The following is a 16,015-nucleotide window of genomic DNA, read 5'->3' on the forward strand; positions in this document are numbered from 1 at the left end:
GTTCTTTCACATTTTCCCCCGCCCGTCGTGCGCCGGGCGCGGCCCGTTGGGCCCCCCCCCCCCCCCCCCCCCCCCCCCCCCCCCGGAAAGGCACGACTCTGCGGAACGACCCGTGCGGTCGCATCGACGAACCGCCCGCCGCCCGGCCCTCGCCGCGCCGGCCGCTCCTCTCCCCCGCCGCCGACGCGATCGGCTCCGCGCTCGATCTGCCGCTGACCGGAGGCCAGTTCACGCAACGGCTGACGCCCGCCTTCGCCGACGCGGCGTCGGTGTATCTGCTGGAGCGGTGGCGCCGGGGGGAGAACGCGGGCGTGGCTCCGGACCCGCCGCGCATCGAGGCGCACCGGCTGGCACTGCGGGTGGGTGCGGACGCGCGGGAGGACTGGGAGAAGCTGCTGCCGGTCGGCGAGGTGATCGTCTTCCCCCGCGAGACGCCGTACGCCCGCGCGATGTCCTCCGGGCAGGCGCAGTTGCTGGATTCGGTGGACCCGCACACCTCCGCGCGGCTGATCGCCTCCGGCAACGGGGACGCGCGGATGGACGAGCTGCTGCGGACGGCGTCCTTCCTCGTCGTGCCGCTGCGGCTGCGGGACGTCACGATCGGCTTCGTCGCGTGCACGCGGGGGCCGGACCGGGAGCCGTTCCGGCCCACCGAGGTGGCGGCCCTGGAGGCGCTGGCGGCACGGGCCTCGGTCGCCCTGGACAACGCCCGCCGCTACGAGCACGAGCGGCGTACCACGCTGGCCATCCGGGGCAGCCTGCCGTCCGGCGCGCTCCAGAGTTTCGAGGGCTGCCGGGTCAGCCACGGCTCGCTCCCGGCCGGGCAGGACACGGTCATAGGCGGCGACTGGTTCGACGTGCTGCGACGGCCGGACGGCCGGGTCAGCCTGATCGTGGGCGACGCCATGGGCCACGGCCCGGAGTCCGCCGTCGCCATGCTGCAACTCCGCACCGCTGTGCGGGCGTTCGCCGGGTTCGACATCCCGGCGGTCGATCTCGTACGGCGGCTCGACGCGCTCGCCTGTGACACACCCGGCGCTTCCTTCGCCACCTGTGTCTACGCCGAGTGGGCGCCCGGGGAGCGCACCTGCACGCTGGTGAGCGCCGGTCATCCGCCCCCGTTACTGCGCGGCCCGGACGGAAGGACCGTCCCGGTCCCGCTGACCGAGCCCGGACTGCCCCTGGGGCTGGGCACGGGCCACTACGAGGCGACCGTGTTCACCGTCCCGGAGTCCGCGCTGCTGGTGCTCTACAGCGACGGTCTGGTCGAGTCCCGCGACGCCGACATCGACCACCAGATAGCCCGCCTGGCCGACTCCCTGGACGCGGCCGTCTCCGAGCTGGGCACCGATCTGCCCGCACTGTGCGAGCACCTGCTGAACGCACCCTCGGGCACGGGCGGCGCGGACGACCGGACCCTGCTGCTGGCCGAACTGACGCCCGCCGAAGACTGATGCGCGTCAGAAGGTCAGCGTCGCCCACACCGCGTTGCCACTGGTGAGCCTGGACCGGTCGACGCCCCAGCAGTCGGCGAGCTGTTCGACGAGCAGGAGCCCCCGCCCGCCCTCGTCGTCGGGCCCGGGTTCGCGCCGGGACAGGCCCTGGCCGGAGTAGTCGTGGTCGTGCACCTCGATGCGCAGGCGGCCGGGGGCGATGAGGCCGATACCGCACAGGATGCGCACGCTGGAGGTGTGCAGGACGGCGTTGGTGGCGAGTTCGGACACGAGCAGCACGGCGTCCGCGCGCAGCTCTCCGGGCAGCGGCCACCCGGTCAGCCGGTCCCGCATGGAGCGGCGGGCGATCCTGACGCTGGAGTGGTGCGAGCGCAGAGTGATCCAGTGCGTCTGGTCCGGGTCCGCGACGTCCAACAGGTCGGGAGACGAGGTCGTGGTGGGGGGCACGATGGTTGCCTTCCGTGAGGCGGTCACTCAAGTAACTATGCTCGCAACCGAGTTCAGGCTGCAACCGACTCCCTGATAATTACAGAGAGCCGCTATCCGTCTGGTTGATTCACCAACTCCCTGTCACACTCTTACGAGTGACAGCCCATCAGGAGGTAGGGCGTGAGTGAAGGCCGTTCGAGTGCGGGCAGCACCACCAGTGCGCCCACCGTGCTCCGCATGGTCCTGGGCCGGAGGCTTCAGGAGCGGCGCCAGGAAGCGGGCGCCTCACTGGAGGACGCGGCGCGGGCGCTCAGGGTCACGGCCCTGACCATCCGCCGGCTGGAGAAGGCGGAGGTGGCGCTCAAGCCCCTCTACGTGGAGAAGCTGCTCGAGACCTACGGCGCCGACCGGCAGGAGCGGGACGAGTTCGTCGCCTTCGCCGAGCGGGCCAACGAGCCCGGCTGGTGGCACGCCTACCGCGATGTGGTGCCGGGCTGGTTCAGCGCGTACGTGAGCCTGGAGACCGGCGCGAAGACCCTGCGCACCTACGAGCCGCACTATGTGACGGGCCTGCTCCAGACCCACACGTACGCGCGCGCCGTGCTCAGCGGCGGTTTCCCGAACGACGGCGACGAGGACCTGGCGCGCCGCGTGGACCTGCGGCTGCGCCGCCAGGCCCTGCTGGAGCGTGCCGACTCGCCGACGCTGTGGGTCGTGATGGAGGAGGCCGTCCTGCACCGGGTGGTGGGCGGTCCCGAGGTGATGCGGGAGCAGATCGACCGGCTGCTGGAGCTCTCGGAGCTGGAGCACGTCAGCGTGGAGGTCGTGCCGTTCGCCGCCGGTGCCCATGTGGGGGCGTGCGCGCCGTTCACGTACTTCCGGTTCGAGGAGCCGGAGCTGCCGGACATCGTCTACAGCGAGATCCTCTCCGGCGCGATGTACCTGGACCAGCGCTCCGACGTCGTCGCCCACCTGGAGGCGCACAACCGCATGTCCCTGCTGTCCTCCGACGCGCAGAGCAGGGCGCTGCTGAACCGCATGCGCAAGGAGTACTCATGACCACCATCGACGGCCGTGGCCACGCCTACAACGGGATGCCCGCCTCCGACCTCGGCGAGCAGGGCTGGGAGTCCCCCTGGAGCGGCCCGAACGGCGGCCAGTGCGTGCAGACCAAGCAGCTCGCCGACGGACGGGTGGCGCTGCGCCAGTCGACCGACCCCGCCGGACCCGCGCTGATCTACACCCCGGAGGAGATCACCGCGTTCGTCGCGGGGGTCAAGCGGGGCCTCGCCGACCATCTGACCAACGGCTGACTTCTCCCCCCACGCACACACCGAAAAGGGACAGGATGACCAACTCGCACGCGGCGCGGGACATCGACACCAGCAGGCCCCACTCCGCCCGGATGTACGACTACTACCTGGGCGGCAAGGACCACTTCGAGATAGACAAGCACGCCGCGGAGTCGGTGGCGTCGGCCTATCCCGGCATCTTCGTGTGCGCCCGCGAGAACCGCGCCTTCATGCACCGCGCCACGCGGGTCCTCGCCCGGGAGCACGGCATCCGGCAGTGGCTGGACATCGGCACCGGCGTCCCCACCGAGCCGAACCTGCACCAGGTGGCCCAGTCGGTGGTGGCCGACGCGCGGGTGGTGTACGCCGACAACGACCCGCTCGTCCTCAAGTACGCCGAGCGCCTCATGCGCAGCACCGCCGAGGGCCGCACCGCGTACATAGAGGCGGACGTCAACGACCCGCAGTCGCTGCTGGACGCCCCCGAGCTGACCGACGTCCTGGACATGAGGCAGCCGGTCGCGCTGTCCCTGAACGCCCTGATGCACTTCGTGCCGGACGACCGGGACCCGTACGGCATCGTCAGCCGGCTGCTGGACGTGCTTCCCTCGGGCAGCGCGCTCGCCCTGAGCCACTGCACGCCCGACTTCGACGCGCCCACCTGGCAGAAGGTCACCGACATCTACAACGGCGCCGGGACCCCGGTGCAGTTCCGCTCCCGCGCCGACGTGGCGCGCTTCTTCGACGGGCTGGAGCTGCTGGAGCCCGGTGTCCAGGTCGGCCACCGCTGGCGCCCGGACGCCGAGCCGACCGCCACGGACGCGGAGGTCAGCCTGTGGACCGCGGTGGGCATCAAGCCGTAGCGCCTTCGGCCGGAGACGACGGAACGCCCCCGTGCCGCGATGGCTGGGGGCGTTCCGTCGTACGCGGACCCGGCGCGGGTCAGAACCTGGGCGCCGGGGCCTGGGCCTGGACGATCTCCGCGGCCTCCTTCTCCGTCTCCACGGCGGGCGGCGAGCCCGCGAGCGGCTTGTTGGCCGTCTCCTTCATACACAGCACCGCGATGACACCGACGACCGCGGCCGCGGTGGCGTAGTAGGCGGGCATCAGGTTGGTGTGGAAGACGCTGATCAGGTAGGTGATCACCAGCGGGGTCGTGCCGCCGAAGATCGAGGTGGCGAGGTTGTAGGCCACCGAGAGGGAGCCGTAGCGCACCTGGGTCGGGAAGATCGCCGGGAGCGCCGCCGACATCGTGCCGAGCATCGTCACCAGGGAGAGCCCCATCATGAGCAGGCCCACGGCGATGAGGACGACGCTGCCCTGCCGGATGAGCAGGAAGGCGGGCACCGACAGGAAGAGGAACCCGAGCATCCCCGCCATCAGCAGCGGCTTGCGCCCGAAGCGGTCCGAGAGCCGGCCGACCTGGTTGATGACGCACATCTGGAGCACCATCACCAGCAGCAGGATCAGCAGCCCGTGGTTGGTGGGGTAGCCCAGCTCGTCCGACAGATACGTCGGCATGTACGAGAGCAGCATGTAGTCGGTGATGTTGTACGCCGCGACGAGCGCGAGGCACAGCACCAGCGGCCGCCAGTGCCGGGTGAAGATCTTGCCCAGGTCGGCGGTGGCCGAGGTCTCCACCGCGTCGGCGGCATCGGTCGCCCGGACGTTGCCGCCCTCCAGCTTCAGGAAGGCGGGCGTCTCGTCGAGCTTGAGCCGCAGGTAGAGGCCGATGAAGCCGAGCGGCGCCGCGACCAGGAAGGGGATGCGCCAGCCCCAGTGCAGCATCTGGTCGTCGCTGAAGACGGTGCTCAGGATGACGACCAGGCCGGAGGCGCCGACGTATCCGGCGAGCGTGCCGAACTCCAGGAAGCTGCCGAAGAACCCGCGCCGCTTGTCCGGGGCGTACTCCGCGATGAAGGTGGAGGCGCCGCCGTACTCGCCGCCGGTCGAGAAGCCCTGGACCAGCCGGAAGAAGATCAGCAGGGCCGGGGCCCACAGGCCGATGGCGGCGTGCGAGGGGATCAGCCCGATGGCGAAGGTGCCCACGGCCATCATGATCATGGTCATGGACAGGACGCGCTTACGGCCGATCTTGTCGCCGAGCGGCCCGAAGACCATGCCGCCGAGCGGGCGCACCAGGAAGGCCACGGCGAAGGTGGCGAAGGAGCTGAGCAGCTGCACCGTGTCGCTCCCCGAGGGGAAGAACACCTTGCCGAGGGTCGCGGCGAGATAGCTGTAGATGCCGAAGTCGTACCACTCCATGGCGTTGCCGAGCGCGGCCGCCTTGGTGGCGCGCTTCACGGCGGCCTGGTCCGTGACGGTGATGTCGCTGCGGCGCAGCTTGGGGTTGCGCCGCCGCTCGATCGCGCGGAACAGCACACGGTGGCGTCTGACCGCGCCGGGGTCCACCGGATCTTCGTTGTCGAGGGCCGCCATGGGTGTTCCTTTCGCCGTACACGTTTTCAAGCAGAACACCTGCACCGTCAGCGCGTGCTCAAACGATCCTCTTCACTGCGCGCCCGAGCTGCTACCGAGGGTGATCGAAAAGGGGCCGTACGAGTGCCGGGGGCCTGTCGGGGAACTCGATGGCCCGGTGTTGCGTCCCGGCGAGAGGAGCCCTGGTGACTCGGTCGGCATCGACGGCGGGCGGCGGGCGTCCGGCCGCCCCGGCGGACGGCTACGAACCGGACCCGCGCCGGTGGCGGGCCCTGTGGGTGACCCTGGTCGCCGGTTTCATGAGCCTGCTGGACGTGACGATCGTCGCGGTGGCGCTGCCCACCATCCAGCGGGATCTGCACGCCACCCCGGCCGAGGTGCAGTGGGTGGTGTCCGGGTACGCCCTGACCTTCGCGCTCGCCCTGGTCACCGCCGGGCGGCTGGGTGACGCGCTGGACCGGCGCCGTATCTTCCTGCTGGCGCTCAGCGGGTTCGTGGTCTTCAGCGCGGCCTGCGGTGCGGCGCCGGACATCACCCTGCTGGTGCTGGCCCGGCTCTGCCAGGGGCTGGCGGCGGGGTTCATGGCACCGCAGAACTCGGCGCTGATCCAGCAGCTGTTCCGGGGCGCGGAGCGCGGCCGGGCCTTCGGCTTCTTCGGCGCGACCGTGGGCATCTCCTCCGCCATCGGCCCGATCACCGGCGGCGCCATCCTCGCCCTGGCCTCCGGCGAGCAGGGCTGGCGGTGGATCTTCTACGTCAACGTCCCCATCGGCCTCCTGGCCGTCCTGCTGGGCCGCCGTCTGCTGCCCCGCGTCCAGCGCTCGGGGCGGGGGCGCGTGGACGTGGTGGGTGTGCTGCTGCTCGGGACCGGGGTGCTGGCGCTGATGTATCCGCTGGTCCAGGCGGACTCCGGCGGGATCGGGCGATTGTGGTGGCTCTTCCCGGCCGCCGCCGTGCTGCTCGTCGGCTTCGGGCTGTGGCAGCGGCGCCTGGTCGCCCGTGACGCGCAGCCGCTGCTCGATCCGCGGCTGTTCACCACGGTGCGCGGCTACGCGGTCGGCGCCGGGGTGGGCACGCTGTACTTCGTCGGCTTCAGCGGGGTCTGGCTGGTGTTCGCGCTGTTCTACCAGCACGGCCTCGGCTACTCGCCGCTCGAGTCGGGCCTCGCCGTGACCGCCTTCGCCCTCGGCTCGGCGAGCGCGGCCGTGCTCGCGGGGCGGCTGGTGGAGCGGTTCGGCCGGGTGCTGACGGTGTGCGGTCTGGCGGGCGTGATCGCCGGTCTGGGCGGTACCGCCCTGCTGCTGCGCTTCGCGCCGCTGGGGATCGCGCCCTGGGTGGCCGCGCCGGTGCTCTTCATCGGCGGGATCGGCAGCGGCTTCGTCGTCTCGCCCAACATCACCATGACCCTGCGCGATGTGCCGGTGCGCATGGCGGGCGCGGCCGGGGGTGCGCTCCAGACCGGGCAGCGGCTGGGTGCCGCGGTGGGCACCGCCGCGCTGCCCGGCCTGTTCTACGTGGTGCTCGGCAGCACCGGCGGCGACTACCGCACCGCCCTCGTCGCCGCGCTGGCCGCCGCCCTCCTCGGCATGGCCGCGTCGCTGGCGCTCGCCGCGTTCGACTGGCGGCGCGACCGGTCTTCCCGGCGCGGCTGCCCGGACGAGGTGGCCAACAACCCCGTGCACGCCCGGCACACCTGACCGGCGCCCGGCCTCAGGGGAAGTAGGACTGCGCCACACCCCGGCGCCGGACGTCGAGCGTCGCGCAGTGGAAGGAGCCGCCGAAGGGCGCGTAGTGCAGCAGGTCGCACGGGACGGGCTCGAACCCCCAGCGTTCCAGGGCGCGCACCATGCCGGTGTGGTGGCGTTCCACGATCACCCGCTTCTCGTCCAGCATCAGCACGTTCATGCTGAGCCACTTGCCGCACATCGAGGTGACCTTGAGCAGGGGGTCGTGGATCGGGTCGGGTTCCGGGGCGATGAGCACGTCCCAGGACTTCAGGACACCGGGCAGCCGGTGGACGTCGATGTACTCCGGGTTGACCATCACCTTGCCCGGCGCGAGCAGCACGAACGTGGTGTCGATGTGCATGGGCGTACGGCAGCGGCTCTCGATCTCGTGGACGCGGTACCGGGGGCCGAGATGCCTTCGCAGCCACTCGATCCCCATGCCGTTGGTGACATTGCCGCGGGTCACGAAGAGGTCGTGCCCGGCGCGTACGAAGTCCGCCGCGTCGAAGACCGGCTCGAACTCGGTGAGGATGCGCCGCATGGGCTCGCCGGGCCCTGGCACACGGAAGTCCTCCTCGTACAGCTCGTCGGTGAGCTGGGGTTTCGGGGCCGCCGTCCAGCGGGCGCCGCGCCGGAAGTAGTCCTTGATCAGGCCGCGGTAGGAGTGCGTCTCGAAGTACCGGCAGGGCCACGCCATCGGCGTCTCGATGATCTCGTCCCCGATGACGAGCAGGCTGTCCCGGGGGCAGGTGTTGCAGAACCCCTTGGACGACCAGTCGGGGGTGGCGAACGCCCGCCGGTGTGCGACGGCGTCCGGGCGGGTGACGGTGACGCCGAGGGAGCGCAGCAGGTCGATGAACCGGTCGAGTTCGCGCTGCGCCCGCCGGATCAGCGTGCGCGGGTATCTTCGCCCGGCGGCGAGCCCCTGGAGCCCGGCGCCCCAGCGCGGCACGTTGCAGGACACCACGGGGTGCTTGGAGGGGATCGTGGCGCCTTCGAGACGCCCGACGATGATCTCCTCCAGCGGGTCCCACTCGTTGTGCGAGTTCACCGGGGAGACGAGGGATCCGGCGGCGGCGGTCGGGGTCGTGGTCGTGCTCGTGGAGGTCGGCATCACGCGCGGTCCATTCGATCACCGAAGGTAATTCGTTGGCAAAAACCCCCTTACGTACTTCTCGTACCACGTTCGGCGTCCCGGAATTCCTCCGGGCGGCGCCGGACCGGGAACGTCGAGCGGGTCAGTTGGCCGAGAGGACCATCTGCTGGGCCAGGCGGTGGGCCTGGGCGAGCAGGGCGCCGTAGACGGCGACGCCGGCCGGGTCGTCGGTGGTGGAGCGGACCAGGTCCTGGCGCAGGGTCTGGAGCGTCTCGCGCATGTCGTGCACGGCCTCGCGCAGCCCGTCGTCGCTCGCGGGGCCGAAGCGGCTGTTGCTGTAGAGGCGCAGCGCGTGCGCGGTCAGGCTGAGGTAGCGGGCGTAGTGCCGGGCGATACCGGCCTCCAGCCGGGGCGCCGCGTCCTCGTCGGAGACGGTCTCCAGCACGGTGCGGGTGACGCCCGCGGTGTGCACGGCGGCGTATTCCAGCACGGTGACCGCGTCGTCGTAGCCCCGGCCGGGGTGGGGTACGGCCTTGGGGCGGTGGCGCAGGTTGACGCGCAGGCTCTCCCGGTTCCAGCCGACGGCGGCCTTGGCCTGCTCGACCAGGGGGTAGAGCCGCAGGGCGCGGTCGTGCCAGCCGGACACCGCGTCCGCGTCCAGGCGCCCGTCGGCGAGGCCCCCGGCCACCTCCTGGAGGATGTCGTGGGCCTCGTCGGCCGCGTCCTGGAGCAGGGCTCGGGCGTCGCGCAGATAGACGGGCGGCCGGATCAGGGCGTTGACGGCCAGGCCGACCACCGCGCCGAACAGCGCCTCACCGAGCCGGGCGGCGGAGGTGACGACGGAGACGGGTCCGGCGGTCAGGGTGAACAGGGCGCCGGTGGCGGCGTAGATGCCCTGGCTGCCGAGCCGGTGCCACTGGCCGAGCAGCAGCACCAGGGGCAGTACGAGAGCCATCGCGGCCTCGGTGTGCGGGAGCAGCAGCCCCACGGCGGTGGCGACGACGGTACCGGTGGCGATCGCCGCGAGCTGCTGTAGCCCGTGGGTGAGGGAGCGGTAGACGGTGGACTCGACCAGCACCACTGCCACCCAGGGCGCGACGAACGCCACCGGCGCCTGAAGCCACCAGCCCGCCACCGCCCAGGCCACCCAGGCGGCCAGCGCCGCCTTGAGCGCCTGCACCACGAGGTCGCGTTCCCGGCTGGGCCCCGCCAAGGCCCGTCGCGCGGCGGCCACCGCAGCCGACAGGTCAGCCGTCATTCCTTGCCATGTCGCACGTATCCCTCGCACACAGGGCGGGTGCCACGCGGACCCGCCCGTCATGCCCCGGCGCGCCGCCCGGCTGCGTGGTCAGGGCGTGGAGGTGGGCAGACGCAGGGCGATCATGGCGACATCGTCCTCGGCGTCCGGGGCGAGGCCGGTCAGCAGTTCCTCGCACATGACGTCCAGGTTCTGGTCGACCAGGGTGGCCGCGTGCCGGCGCAGCCGGGTGAGGCTGTGGTCGAGGGGCTCACCCCGGCGTTCGACCAGGCCGTCGGTGTAGAGGAGCAGGGTGCCGCCGGGCGGCAGGACGGCGTCGGCGCCGATCCGCTGGGCCTCGGGGTCGACGCCGAGGACCATGCCGCGGCCGGCGTCCAGGTACGTCGTGTCCCCGGCCGGGGTGATCAGCAGCGGCGGCAGATGGCCGGCGGACGCCCAGTCCAGCTGGTACCGGCCGTCCTCAGGGCCCTTGAGCAGGGCGTAGACGCAGGTGGCGGTCTGGTGCGGGTACAGCGCGGCCATCGCCAGGTCCAGGCGGCGCAGGATGCGGCCGGGCGGCTCCTGGCGGTCGCAGGCGATGCCGCGCAGCATGTTGCGGATCTGGCTCATCGCCACGGCCGCCTGGAGATCGTGGCCGGTGACATCGCCGATGATCAGCGCGGTGTCGCCCTGGGGCAGTACGAAGCTGTCGTACCAGTCCCCGCCGACCTGCGCGGAGGAGGTGGCGGGGGTGTAGCGGGCGGCGATGCGCAGGCCGTCCACGACGGGCAGGCTGGGCAGCAGGGAACGCTGCATCCGCTCGGCGATGGTCTGCACCTCGGTGTGCAGCCGGGCGTTGTCCACCGCGAGGCCCACCCGGTGGGCCAGTCCCTCCACCAGCGCCAGGTCCCGCTCCCCGAACGGCTCCCGCTCCGGGCCGCGGACGAGAGTCAGCGCGCCGAGCACCCGGCGCCGGGCCCGCAGCGGGGCGACGATCCCCGAGCCGCCGCCCAGCCGCCGGAACAGCTCGCTGTTCAGCGCGTGCAACGGGTCGGCGGTCTCCGCGTCCGGCATGCACCGCCCGGCCGACAGCAGCAGCGCGCCGGCGCCGCGCAGCACCCGCGACCACGGGTCCTCGGAGTCCTCCCCCACACTAGGCAGCACACCGGTCATCCCGACCAGCCAGGTGCCCGGCTCCCCGTGCGTGACGCAGACACGCTCCAGGTGGCCGGCCTCGTCCATGAGGTCGCCCACGCTCCAGTCCGCCAGCGCCGGGACGAGCACCCGGCACACGCGGCGCATCCCCTCTTCCGCGTCGAGCGTGCTCGCCAGTACGGACGCGGTCTGGTCCAGCAGGGTGAGCCGGTCCAGTGCCTCCCGCAACGCCGAATCCACGTCGAAGCTGTCCATGCATTGCCCGTACCCGGCCCACGAGTGGCCGCACCGGTCGAGAGCCGTTCGGCCCATGGGACCCGCCGGAAATGACGAGAAACGCGCCGGGCGGGACGCCTAGGCTGCGCCGCTATGACGACTTCACCGGACGAGGCCCGGCTGAACGAGTGGCCGCAGTTCATGACCACGATCGACGGCGCGAACATCCACTTCGCGCACCTGCGTTCCCCGGAGCCGGACGCCACCCCGCTGATCATCACGCACGGCTGGCCCGGTTCGTTCGCCGAGTTCGAGCGGATCGCGGGCCCGCTGACCGACCCCCGCGCGCACGGCGGCGACCCGGCCGACGCCTTCCATCTGGTGCTGCCGAGCATCCCCGGCTTCGGCTTCTCCGGGCCTACCCGCGAGCCCGGCTGGGAGTACCGCAGGACCGCGGCGGCGTTCGCGGAGCTGATGGACCGCCTGGGTTACGGGCGTTACGGCGCCCAGGGCGGCGACTGGGGCGCGGCCGTCAGCCGCGAGCTGGGCCGTATCCGCCCCGAGCGGGTCATCGGCGTCCATCTGAACCTGATTCCCGGCGCCGGTGCGACGGCCGAGCCGACCGGGGAGGAACTCGCCGCGCTGAGCCCCGCCGAGCGTGAACGCACCCTCGCCTCCTGGGCGCGGATGAAGGAGTGGAGCCGTGAGAAGCAGGGCTACGCCGACATCCAGTCCACCCGCCCGCAGACCCTCGCCTACGCCCTGACCGACTCCCCCGTCGGACAACTGGCCTGGATCGCGGAGAAGTTCAAGGAGTGGACGGACTCGGTGGACCGGCCGGAGGACGCCGTCGACCGCGACCATCTGCTCACCGACGTGATGCTGTACTGGCTGACCGGGACGGCGGGTTCCTCGGCGCGCATCTACTACGAGCGGGCCCACGCCGACCACTGGGGTCTGCCGGTCGAGCCCTCTTCGACGCCGACCGCGTTCGCCGCGTTCCCGTGCGAGAACTTCATCGTGCTGCGGCACCTGGCGGAACGGACGAACAACATCGTGCGCTGGACGGAGTTCGAGCGGGGCGGGCACTTCGCCGCGATGGAGCAGCCTGACGTGCTCGTCGGTGACATCCGGGCGTTCTTCCGGCAGTTGGACCGGGGCTGATCATGCTCGCCGGGCGCGGCCGCCGTGGTGGGGGCGGGCGCGCCCGGTGAGCGGTGCGGATGTCACCTCTCTTCCTCGTCCTCCTCGTCCTCCTCTTCCTCTTCGTCCTCGAAGTCGCCTTCTTCGTCGGGGGCTTCGTCGTCGTACTCGCCCTCGTCCTCTTCCTCGTCCTCGTACTCCTCCTCGTCACCGTCGCCCTCTTCGCCTTCGGCCTCGCTCTCCTCCTCCTCCACGGCCTCCTCGTGGGAGCGGACGACCTCGCCGTCGCGGATCTCGCCGCGCCAGCCCTCCAGCTCCTCCGGGTCGGCGAAGCTGACGTAGCGCTGGAAGTTCTTGAAGTCCAGCCGCAGACGGCGTCCTTGGGCGCGCCAGATGTTGCCGGTCTTCTCGAAGAAGCCGGCCGGGGAGTACTCGACGACGAGGACGATCCGGGTCAGTTCCGGGGCGAGTTCGTGGAAGGTCACACAGCCACGGGTGGTGCCCTTGGCGCCCTCTGAGGTCCAGACGATCCGCTGGTCCGGGATCTGCTCCTGCACGGTCGCCTTGTAACTGCGCTTGGAGGGGCCGACCTTCAGCTTCCAGTCGCTGGTGACCTCGTCGCTCTGGGAGACGCTCTGCACGCCCTTGGTGAAGCCGCTGAACTCGTCGTACTGGGTCCAGTGGTCGTAGGTGGTCCGCAGCGGCAGTCCGATGTCCAGTACCTCGATGATGTTCATCACCTTGGCGCTGCCGGACTTCCCCTTGCTCCCGCCGCCGAACAGGCCCTTGGCCTTGTCCACCACCTTGTCCTTGACGTCGCCGGCCTTCTGGGAGACCAGCGCCTTGAACGGCGACTCGCCCTTGAGCATGCGGCTCCCGACGCCCGTGAGGAAGCCGCCGCCGCCGCCTTCGGCCGTCTTGATGAGCTGCTCGGTCAGGCCCGTGACCTTGTCCCCCGCCTTGTCGGCGAGGTGCTCCGCCTGGGCGCCGAGATAGTCGACGAGTTGGCCGCGCAGCATGTCCAGGCCGGAGCCCGCACCGTCCTTGGCCTTGTCCTTGACGTCTTCCGTGCCGGCCATTACCTACCTCCGACGCCCACTGGTCTTCTTGGCGGCCGACTTCTTCGCCGGAGCCTTCTTGGCAGGGGTCTTCTTCGCGGCCGTCTTCTTGGCCGTCGACTTCTTGGCGGGGGCCGACTTCTTGGCGGGGGCCGACTTCTTGGCGGGGGCGGCCTTCTTCGCCGGGGCCTTCTTGGCAGGAGCCTTCTTGGCGGGAGCCTTCTTCTCGGGAGCCTTCTTCGCGGGGGCCTTCTTCGCCGGAGCGTCCTTCTTGGCGGGGGCCTTCTTCGCGGCGGGCCGACGGCGCGGTGACGGCTTCTCGGGCTCCTCCTCGGGCTCTTCCTCTTCCTCCTCCTCTTCTTCTTCCTCTTCTTCCTCTTCTTCAGGTTCCTCCTCCTCGGGCTCCTCTTCTTCTTCCTCCTCACCCTCTTCCGCTTCCTCCCCCTCGGGCTCCTCCTCCCCTTCGGGTTCTTCCTCTTCCTCCTCCTCGGGTTCCTCCTCCTGCGCTTCGGGTTCCTCTACTTCTTCCTCCTCCTCGAACTCCTCTTCCTCCTCAGGCTCCTCGGGCTCCTCCGACTCTTCCTCCTCCTCGAACTCCTCTTCCTCCTCAGGCTCTTCGGGCTCCTCCTCTTCCGCTTCCTCCGGCTTCTGACCGATGCGCTGCGTGCGCTCACGGAGGGATTCGGCGAGGTCGCCGAGGCGGCGGTCGGCGGTGGCGGTCAGTGCTTTGCGTCCCGCGTTCAGCAGTTCGCCGCGCACCTGCTCGTTCAGCTGGGCGACGCCCGGCATCTCTCCGAGTTTGCCCAGGCCCTCGGTCAGGAGCGCCTGGGGATTGAGCCCGGTACGCCGCCCGGCGAGATACGTCGCCAGCGCGAAGGCGAGGCGTCCCTTCTTCGTACGTCCGAGTACGTAGCCACCGGCTACGGCGGCGGCGAGAGCGACCTTGGTCGTGTCATTCATGAACCGGTTCCCTTCGGAAAGGGTCGGGGAAGAAGCCGGGCTTCGGGCCGGCCCCCGACCCGGCCCGCGATCGAGGAAGGGATCGCACGCATCGTGCGCCGCGCCGAGGCTCCGCTGGAGCCGCACACGTGGTCCCAGCGAGCCCCTGAGGAGCCGCCCGACGCTGATGCGACATATAACCCTATATGCTGAAATTGTATGTTCATGCGTGGAATCTGGCGCCCGCTCCGACCTCCGGAGAGACCATGGCCGCAGCAGAAGAGCCCGCGAAGCGGCGCTCCGGCAGCACTCGCAGCACCGGTCGACACCCGGCCGGTGAGTCGCGTCGCCGCCCCGCCAAGGGCCCTGCCTGGGCGATGCGGACCGCCGCCGAGCAGCTGACGGAATTGCTCGGCCGGTCCCCGGAATCGGTGTCGGCGCTGAAACCGACGGACGATGGTTGGGAGGCCGACGTAGAGGTGCTCGAACTGGAGCGAGTGCCCGACACGACCAGCGTGATGGCGACTTACCGCGTCACCCTCGACAAGGAGGGCGACCTCGTGTCCTACGAGCGCACGCGCCGCTACACCCGGGGGCAGATCGACCGGCGCGGCTGAGGCCGCCCGGTGAAGGGAGGCACCATGACCGTGGTGCCGCAAGGCGGAGGCGGTACCACCCGTGCGGGTGGCGGCGGCAGCCTCTACGACGTCCTGGAACTCATCCTTGATCGCGGGCTGGTGATCGACATCTTCATCCGCGTGTCACTGGTGGGGATCGAGATACTGAAGATCGACGCGCGCATCGTCGTGGCCAGCGTCGACACATATCTGCGCTTCGCGGAGGCGTGCAACCGGCTGGACCTCGAAGCCGGGCGCAAGGCACCGGCGCAGCTGACCGACATCGTCGGCGACACCGTGGAGAGCGGTGCCAAGGGCAAGTCCAAGGGCGCGCTGAGCGGCGCCGCCGAGGCGGTCACCGAGTCCGTCAAGGGCATCACCGGCCGTGACAGCGACGACGAGGACCAGGCGGAGGAAGAGGAGCGGGAGCCCGCGCGGAAGCGGCGGCCGGCCAAGCGCACCTCCAAACGGACTTCGACCCGCGAGAGGGAATGAGTCATGGGCGTCTACGTCTACTCCGTCACCGACAAGCAGCACCCGCTGCGCCTGGACGACCTGCGCGGCGTCGGTGAATCGCCCGGCCCCCTGCGGGCCGTGACCGCCGGGTCGCTGTGCGCGGTGGTCAGCGACGCGCCTGAGGACCTGCGCCCCAAGCGCCGCGACGTCGGCGCGCACCAGGAGGTGCAGGAACGGCTCATGGCCGACGGCACGGTGCTGCCCCTGCGGTTCGGGCTCGTGGCAGCGAGCGACGACGAGGTACGGGCCGCGCTGGAGGAGCGGGCCGAGGAGTACGCGGACCGGCTCCGGGAGCTGGAGGGCTGTACCGAGTACCACCTGAAGGTGTCCCAGGACGAGGACTCCCTCCTGCGCCAGATCCTCACCGAGTCCCGCCCGGCGCGGCAGCTCAACGACGAGATCCGGGCCGGGTCGGAGGACCCGTCGGCACCCGTGCGGCTCGGCGAGATGGTGGCCCAGGAGGTGCAGGCCCGTCAGGAGGCGCTGGCCGCGGGCGTGGTGGAGGCGCTGCGTCCGTTCGCGCGTGACCTGGACTCCTCGCAGCCGACCGGATCGGACTTCCTCAGTGTGTCCTTCCTGGTGGCCGACGATCAGGAAGAGGCTTTCCTCACCACGGAGTTGAGCGTCGCCCATCAGCTGGGCGAGGGCCTCGACTTCCGGCTGAACGGCCCGCTTCCGCCCTACAGCTTCGTCTGAG

The 16,015-nt window shown here is 71.0% G+C and carries 16 protein-coding genes; 9 read left to right on the plus strand and 7 right to left on the minus strand.

The genetic code is table 11. From position 1 onward, the window contains the following. The first annotated feature begins 98 nt into the window (after nt 1-98). Nucleotides 99-1,454, plus strand: coding sequence for a PP2C family protein-serine/threonine phosphatase (locus ACIGA3_RS05435; protein ID WP_399712418.1), 1,356 nt, complete (start codon nt 99-101; stop codon nt 1,452-1,454). A 6-nt stretch (nt 1,455-1,460) separates the two neighbouring features. Here ACIGA3_RS05435 and ACIGA3_RS05440 read toward each other — a convergent pair whose 3' ends face one another. Beyond that, nucleotides 1,461-1,901, minus strand: a complete 441-nt coding sequence (locus tag ACIGA3_RS05440; protein WP_399710824.1) for an ATP-binding protein — start codon at nt 1,899-1,901, stop codon at nt 1,461-1,463. A gap of 162 nt (nt 1,902-2,063) precedes the next feature. On the opposite strand from ACIGA3_RS05440, the gene ACIGA3_RS05445 reads away from it, so the two are divergent. Genes ACIGA3_RS05445 through ACIGA3_RS05455 form a run of 3 tightly spaced genes read left to right on the plus strand, consistent with a single transcriptional unit; the run spans nt 2,064 to nt 4,038 of the window. Next, nucleotides 2,064-2,942, plus strand: coding sequence for a helix-turn-helix domain-containing protein (locus ACIGA3_RS05445; protein ID WP_399710825.1), 879 nt, complete (start codon nt 2,064-2,066; stop codon nt 2,940-2,942). Then, nucleotides 2,939-3,196, plus strand: coding sequence for a DUF397 domain-containing protein (locus ACIGA3_RS05450; RefSeq protein WP_031181346.1), 258 nt, complete (start codon nt 2,939-2,941; stop codon nt 3,194-3,196). Before ACIGA3_RS05445 ends, ACIGA3_RS05450 begins: the two co-directional genes overlap by 4 nt. A gap of 35 nt (nt 3,197-3,231) precedes the next feature. Continuing rightward, nucleotides 3,232-4,038: an SAM-dependent methyltransferase gene (locus ACIGA3_RS05455; RefSeq protein ID WP_399710827.1), complete on the plus strand. Its 807-nt coding sequence runs from the start codon at nt 3,232-3,234 to the stop codon at nt 4,036-4,038. Between the two features lie 79 nt (nt 4,039-4,117). Here ACIGA3_RS05455 and proP read toward each other — a convergent pair whose 3' ends face one another. After that, nucleotides 4,118-5,614 carry a glycine betaine/L-proline transporter ProP gene (gene proP, locus ACIGA3_RS05460; RefSeq protein WP_399710829.1) on the minus strand — a complete coding sequence of 499 codons (1,497 nt, stop codon included), beginning with the start codon at nt 5,612-5,614 and terminating at the stop codon, nt 4,118-4,120. A gap of 185 nt (nt 5,615-5,799) precedes the next feature. Here proP and ACIGA3_RS05465 point away from each other — a divergent pair, with 185 nt between their 5' ends. Further along, the gene (locus ACIGA3_RS05465; protein WP_399710831.1) at nt 5,800-7,311 is read left to right on the plus strand and encodes an MFS transporter; all 1,512 of its coding nucleotides are present in this window, start codon (nt 5,800-5,802) and stop codon (nt 7,309-7,311) included. 13 nt (nt 7,312-7,324) lie between these two features. Here the strand turns inward: ACIGA3_RS05465 and ACIGA3_RS05470 are convergent, their stop codons facing one another. The 3 genes from ACIGA3_RS05470 to ACIGA3_RS05480 form a co-directional block, all read right to left on the minus strand. Further along, on the minus strand, nt 7,325-8,455 hold the full coding sequence (locus tag ACIGA3_RS05470; RefSeq protein ID WP_399710834.1) for an amidinotransferase: 1,131 nt from the start codon (nt 8,453-8,455) through the stop codon (nt 7,325-7,327). Nucleotides 8,456-8,579: 124 nt separating this feature from the next. Continuing rightward, a complete protein-coding gene (locus tag ACIGA3_RS05475; RefSeq protein ID WP_399710836.1) occupies nt 8,580-9,695 on the minus strand; it encodes an aromatic acid exporter family protein in 1,116 nt (371 codons plus the stop codon). 90 nt (nt 9,696-9,785) lie between these two features. Next, on the minus strand, nt 9,786-11,084 hold the full coding sequence (locus ACIGA3_RS05480) for a PP2C family protein-serine/threonine phosphatase (protein WP_399710837.1): 1,299 nt from the start codon (nt 11,082-11,084) through the stop codon (nt 9,786-9,788). A 114-nt stretch (nt 11,085-11,198) separates the two neighbouring features. Between ACIGA3_RS05480 and ACIGA3_RS05485 the strand changes: the two genes are divergently transcribed. After that, nucleotides 11,199-12,209 carry an epoxide hydrolase gene (locus tag ACIGA3_RS05485; protein WP_399710839.1) on the plus strand — a complete coding sequence of 337 codons (1,011 nt, stop codon included), beginning with the start codon at nt 11,199-11,201 and terminating at the stop codon, nt 12,207-12,209. A 62-nt stretch (nt 12,210-12,271) separates the two neighbouring features. Here ACIGA3_RS05485 and ACIGA3_RS05490 read toward each other — a convergent pair whose 3' ends face one another. Together ACIGA3_RS05490 and ACIGA3_RS05495 are read right to left on the minus strand one after the other, a co-directional pair. Next, nucleotides 12,272-13,267: an SRPBCC family protein gene (locus ACIGA3_RS05490; RefSeq protein ID WP_399710841.1), complete on the minus strand. Its 996-nt coding sequence runs from the start codon at nt 13,265-13,267 to the stop codon at nt 12,272-12,274. A 3-nt stretch (nt 13,268-13,270) separates the two neighbouring features. Further along, on the minus strand, nt 13,271-14,206 hold the full coding sequence (locus ACIGA3_RS05495; protein ID WP_399710843.1) for a histone protein: 936 nt from the start codon (nt 14,204-14,206) through the stop codon (nt 13,271-13,273). A 245-nt stretch (nt 14,207-14,451) separates the two neighbouring features. Here ACIGA3_RS05495 and ACIGA3_RS05500 point away from each other — a divergent pair, with 245 nt between their 5' ends. The 3 genes from ACIGA3_RS05500 to ACIGA3_RS05510 are packed head-to-tail and all read left to right on the plus strand — an operon-like array spanning nt 14,452 to nt 16,014. Then, nucleotides 14,452-14,802 (plus strand): gas vesicle protein, encoded by a 351-nt coding sequence (locus ACIGA3_RS05500; protein ID WP_399710845.1) that lies wholly within the window; start codon nt 14,452-14,454, stop codon nt 14,800-14,802. Nucleotides 14,803-14,826: 24 nt separating this feature from the next. Beyond that, nucleotides 14,827-15,297: a gas vesicle protein GvpJ gene (gene gvpJ / locus ACIGA3_RS05505; RefSeq protein WP_399710847.1), complete on the plus strand. Its 471-nt coding sequence runs from the start codon at nt 14,827-14,829 to the stop codon at nt 15,295-15,297. Between the two features lie 3 nt (nt 15,298-15,300). After that, on the plus strand, nt 15,301-16,014 hold the full coding sequence (locus ACIGA3_RS05510) for a GvpL/GvpF family gas vesicle protein (protein ID WP_399710849.1): 714 nt from the start codon (nt 15,301-15,303) through the stop codon (nt 16,012-16,014). The last annotated feature ends 1 nt before the right edge of the window (nt 16,015 follow it).

Source organism: Streptomyces sp. NPDC085596 (genome assembly GCF_044541565.1).
Taxonomy (GTDB): Bacteria; Actinomycetota; Actinomycetes; order Streptomycetales; family Streptomycetaceae; genus Streptomyces.

Coding starts and splice junctions, on each gene's coding strand:
- ACIGA3_RS05450 (WP_031181346.1), top strand. CDS start 2,939: ATGACCACCATCGACGGCCGTGGCCACGCCTACAACGGGATGCCCGCC.
- ACIGA3_RS05455 (WP_399710827.1), top strand. CDS start 3,232: ATGACCAACTCGCACGCGGCGCGGGACATCGACACCAGCAGGCCCCAC.
- proP (WP_399710829.1), bottom strand. CDS start 5,614: ATGGCGGCCCTCGACAACGAAGATCCGGTGGACCCCGGCGCGGTCAGA.
- ACIGA3_RS05470 (WP_399710834.1), bottom strand. CDS start 8,455: ATGCCGACCTCCACGAGCACGACCACGACCCCGACCGCCGCCGCCGGA.
- ACIGA3_RS05475 (WP_399710836.1), bottom strand. CDS start 9,695: ATGACGGCTGACCTGTCGGCTGCGGTGGCCGCCGCGCGACGGGCCTTG.
- ACIGA3_RS05480 (WP_399710837.1), bottom strand. CDS start 11,084: ATGGACAGCTTCGACGTGGATTCGGCGTTGCGGGAGGCACTGGACCGG.
- ACIGA3_RS05485 (WP_399710839.1), top strand. CDS start 11,199: ATGACGACTTCACCGGACGAGGCCCGGCTGAACGAGTGGCCGCAGTTC.
- ACIGA3_RS05490 (WP_399710841.1), bottom strand. CDS start 13,267: ATGGCCGGCACGGAAGACGTCAAGGACAAGGCCAAGGACGGTGCGGGC.
- ACIGA3_RS05495 (WP_399710843.1), bottom strand. CDS start 14,206: ATGAATGACACGACCAAGGTCGCTCTCGCCGCCGCCGTAGCCGGTGGC.
- ACIGA3_RS05500 (WP_399710845.1), top strand. CDS start 14,452: ATGGCCGCAGCAGAAGAGCCCGCGAAGCGGCGCTCCGGCAGCACTCGC.
- gvpJ (WP_399710847.1), top strand. CDS start 14,827: ATGACCGTGGTGCCGCAAGGCGGAGGCGGTACCACCCGTGCGGGTGGC.
- ACIGA3_RS05510 (WP_399710849.1), top strand. CDS start 15,301: ATGGGCGTCTACGTCTACTCCGTCACCGACAAGCAGCACCCGCTGCGC.